Source organism: Gracilibacillus alcaliphilus (genome assembly GCF_016909015.1).
In the GTDB taxonomy this organism is placed as follows: Bacteria; Bacillota; Bacilli; order Bacillales; family Amphibacillaceae; genus Gracilibacillus; species Gracilibacillus alcaliphilus.
In genome coordinates, this window is record NZ_JAFBFA010000070.1 from 1 (window position 1) to 3613 (window position 3613).

Annotated in this window: 6 protein-coding genes; 2 read left to right on the forward strand and 4 right to left on the reverse strand. The window is 36.1% G+C overall.

Annotation, left to right across the window (positions count from 1 at the left end):
- Positions 1–317: 317 nt before the first annotated feature.
- Positions 318–632, forward strand: coding sequence for a hypothetical protein (locus JOD18_RS23955; RefSeq protein ID WP_204671978.1), 315 nt, complete (start codon positions 318–320; stop codon positions 630–632).
- 134 nt (positions 633–766) lie between these two features.
- Here the strand turns inward: JOD18_RS23955 and JOD18_RS23960 are convergent, their stop codons facing one another.
- From JOD18_RS23960 to JOD18_RS23975, 4 genes are all read right to left on the reverse strand, one after another.
- The gene (locus JOD18_RS23960) at positions 767–988 is read right to left on the reverse strand and encodes a hypothetical protein (protein WP_204671980.1); all 222 of its coding nucleotides are present in this window, start codon (positions 986–988) and stop codon (positions 767–769) included.
- A 183-nt stretch (positions 989–1171) separates the two neighbouring features.
- Positions 1172–1405: a hypothetical protein gene (locus JOD18_RS23965; RefSeq protein ID WP_204671982.1), complete on the reverse strand. Its 234-nt coding sequence runs from the start codon at positions 1403–1405 to the stop codon at positions 1172–1174.
- Positions 1402–1893 carry an RNA polymerase sigma factor gene (locus JOD18_RS23970; RefSeq protein WP_338029614.1) on the reverse strand — a complete coding sequence of 164 codons (492 nt, stop codon included), beginning with the start codon at positions 1891–1893 and terminating at the stop codon, positions 1402–1404. The genes JOD18_RS23965 and JOD18_RS23970 overlap by 4 nt, the downstream gene beginning before the upstream one ends.
- Positions 1894–1912: 19 nt before the next feature.
- The gene (locus tag JOD18_RS23975) at positions 1913–2284 is read right to left on the reverse strand and encodes a hypothetical protein (protein WP_204671987.1); all 372 of its coding nucleotides are present in this window, start codon (positions 2282–2284) and stop codon (positions 1913–1915) included.
- A gap of 150 nt (positions 2285–2434) precedes the next feature.
- On the opposite strand from JOD18_RS23975, the gene JOD18_RS23980 reads away from it, so the two are divergent.
- Positions 2435–3373, forward strand: coding sequence for a nuclease-related domain-containing protein (locus JOD18_RS23980; protein ID WP_204671989.1), 939 nt, complete (start codon positions 2435–2437; stop codon positions 3371–3373).
- The last annotated feature ends 240 nt before the right edge of the window (positions 3374–3613 follow it).

Sequence of the window (3613 nt, forward strand, 5' to 3'; positions counted from 1 at the left end):
TCCCCTTCCTTTAACACAGAGGGGAGCAAGCGGAGCGCGGTAGGAAATTAAAAAATTCACCATTTCTATTGTCCAATTTATTGACATAGATCCAAGTGATTTTCTAGATAAATACAATATAAAATTAAATAGGTTAACAAAGTATATTTACCATTTATATGTTGCTTATTCACGATGAGAGTTGATTGTAATTCATCTTTTTTTCCTTTTGAACATTCCATATTAACAGCATACCCTATTAAATATGGTTTTTATTGGATAGAAAATTCACTATAATTCCATCACTGATACAACAAAAAAGATAGGGATGATTTTGGATGAGAAATGGTAGAATTATAAAAATTATTGTAGCTCTGTGTATAGGTATGCTATTTGTTACAAGAGCGGTATACCCAGAGTTATTATCTGATTTAGCAACAATGCTCACCGTTCTTTGTGTACTCGCAGTTTACACATCAGATGGATTCCATCTTATTAATATTATTACAATAACATTAGCATTGATTTTCGGTTATATATATATTTACTTTGGGGAACAATTAGAGTCCTTATATACGGGTGTTACAGGGACAGTTATTACAATATTTCTACTAATAATGTTGCTCTACAATCCACAAGGGAAGATTGAGTAAATATACTAAAAGGAATGTATGTTTGATAAAAAAGTAAAGCAAATCCTAATTTCAGCGTGTCAAAAATCAAATAACAGGGTTGTCCAAATGTCTAGAAGTACATAAAAAACAGACCCTTTAAAGAAAGAGCCTGTTTAAGCAGTGTTTACCTTTTTCTTCATTAGATATGAAATCACCAATGCTATCGGAGCAACAAACGGCAACATAGTAGTCCAACCAAGGAAGTAAAATATGGATAATAAGCAAGCGATTCCTCCAAAGAGCATGGATAATTGGGAATTTTCTCTTAATCCATAAACAAACAATAATAATCCTGCTATTATCAATGCTACAAACGAAATATTAAGCCAAGTCATAATTTACACCCCACCTCTCCTACAAACTAAGTCTACTTATATTATAGCAAAAATCCCGTGCTACAACTAACCATAGATTTTGCGAAGATAGCTCAGCTCTTGACCCATTATTTATATTGTACTATCTTCAAAACAGGCAATGATTTGTTCTATAAGAAAAAAGTAAAATTTAGCTGTTATCTTTTATAACAAGAAGATCGGTGTAAAGAACAAAATCAGTACCAATATTAATGGAAAAAAGGTAAGACGTATGATGGAATTTCCATTGATACCTAATAGCTCCATTGGATTCTTTGCAGGAGCATAAATCCAGTTTGCTAGTCGTTCCATCTGATTCTTCGGCGATATTTCCGGTACTTCCACGTCAAATTCATCTAACCTGTTTCGAAGTTCATCTGGAATCTCCTTTTTACTCATTCGCTTACCTCCAATAATGCTTTTAGTTTTCTTAGTGACGTATACAATCTTGATTTCACGGTTCCTATTGGAATATCAAGAATCTCTGAAATATCCTTTTGTGGCATATCATGATAATAAGTTAATAATATAACAGCTCTTTGTTCGTCAGGGAGTTGTAGAATCGCTGATTGAACCGTAAGTTTGTCCTCATGTGATAAAGTATGCTGCTGAGATTGCATGTATAAAAAAGGCAGTAATTTTTCCAAGCGACTGCGCCTTTTCAACCGATTAATCATCAGTTGATAAGCCATACGAAATAAATACGTTTTGATACTGGATTTCTCCTCATCGAAGTGTTTCTGATATTTTTGGAACCGTATAAATGTATCCTGCACTATATCTAAGCAGAGCTGTTCATCTTGACAATATCGATAGATAAACTGATAAATAGGCGTTTTATACATAAGGAACAATTTTCCAATAGAATATGCTTCTCGTTTCTCCATGTCGGCAGATGTAGTCTCCTTATTTAAACTCATCAGACCACCGCTCTTTGATGCCTTTAAATACAAAAGCAATCCGGGTTATGAACCAAATAAAAGTGATTAATGAAAATACAAACGTTTGATGAATAAAAAATTGTATCCAAGGGCTGTCAATGTTGTCACCACGGAGCAGAAATAGGAAAAGACCTAGTATACACAAAAATGTATACACTGCTGCTATAATAATGACGTAATCCCATCTCGTCCATTGAAAGTAAATATCTGATCTACTAAAGTCAATATTTCCCTTTCTATCTCGAACTACTTTTTTATTCATGGTTATAATTAACGTTGCAAATGTAGCTCCAAGAATGGTTGCTACAATTGTACTGATCAGCCAGCCTAAATCCATATTGCATCGACTCCTTTTCATCTTTTCACTAACTTATACAGCCGGACAGAAGAAAAGGTTCACTTTACTTTTATTTAATATCAAAAGCACCTGTTTCAACAGAAGTGAACTGGTGATTGCAATACTTATATATTTGTTATAAAATGGTATTTGAAAAGGTGGTGCATAGATGTTAATAAAAAACTAACCAAATCACATGAACTAAGAATATATGAAGCATTAGAAGGAAGGTATCCTTTTTCCTCCGACGAGAAACTCAGCCTCGCAAATCTCCAGCAAGGTTATCACGGTGAAAGACAGCTTGAACAACTACTACATGCGGAACTTGTTGACTCCCATTTGGTCATCAGCGATCTCCGGCTTCAAGTCGGCACAACCACCTTTCAAATCGATTCTCTCATTTGTACCAAAGACAAACTTTACTTACTAGAGGTCAAGCATTATGCTGGTGACTATAAGTGTGAAGAAATGAGATGGTACAAGCTCCCTAACAAAGAAATCACCAATCCCGTGCTACAATTACAACGAAGTGAATCCTTACTTCGCCGATGGCTGCATGACAATCGCTTGAACCTTCAGCTCGAAAGCTACCTCGTGTTCACCAATTGTGCCTTTTTCCTCTACCAAGCCCCTTTAACCAAGCAAATCGTCTTACCTACTCAATTGCGGCGTTTTATCCAATTAATGAATCAACAATCAGCTACCGACATAAAACAGCGACACCAGATGCAGCTACTGCTCAATCACGACCTGGGCGCCTACCCACATCCTTCCGTTCCAAGTTATGCGTATGATCAATTGAAAAAAGGAGTGCGCTGCGTCTCTTGTCGGAGTTTATCGATGGATTCAACCGGGCAAACGTTAAAATGTTTGAAGTGTATGGAACAGGAAAATATCCAAGATGGAGTTATGCGTAATATAGCGGAACTGCAGCTGTTACTGCCCCAACAAAAATTAACTTCACAACTGGTTTATGACTGGTGTGACAGAATATATTCTATAAAAAGCATCAAAAGACTACTGGATAAGCATTTTACAGCAGTTGGACAACATAGTTGGGTGCACTATATCCATTCATACCCGAAATGACAGACAACTTTTCGGCCTTCCTCGTTTTTTTGTCCGTCATATCCGAAATGACAGACAACTTTTCGGCCTTCCTCGCTCTTTTGTCCGTCATACCCAAAATGACGGACAACTCTTCGGCCTTCCTCGCTTTTTTGTCCGTCATATCCAATGATATTGTATTAGTAAAGTAGACACTCCTCGAAACTGTCCGTTATAATAGAAAAATTAATCAACAGGAGGAGCATATGAAAACTTACAGTT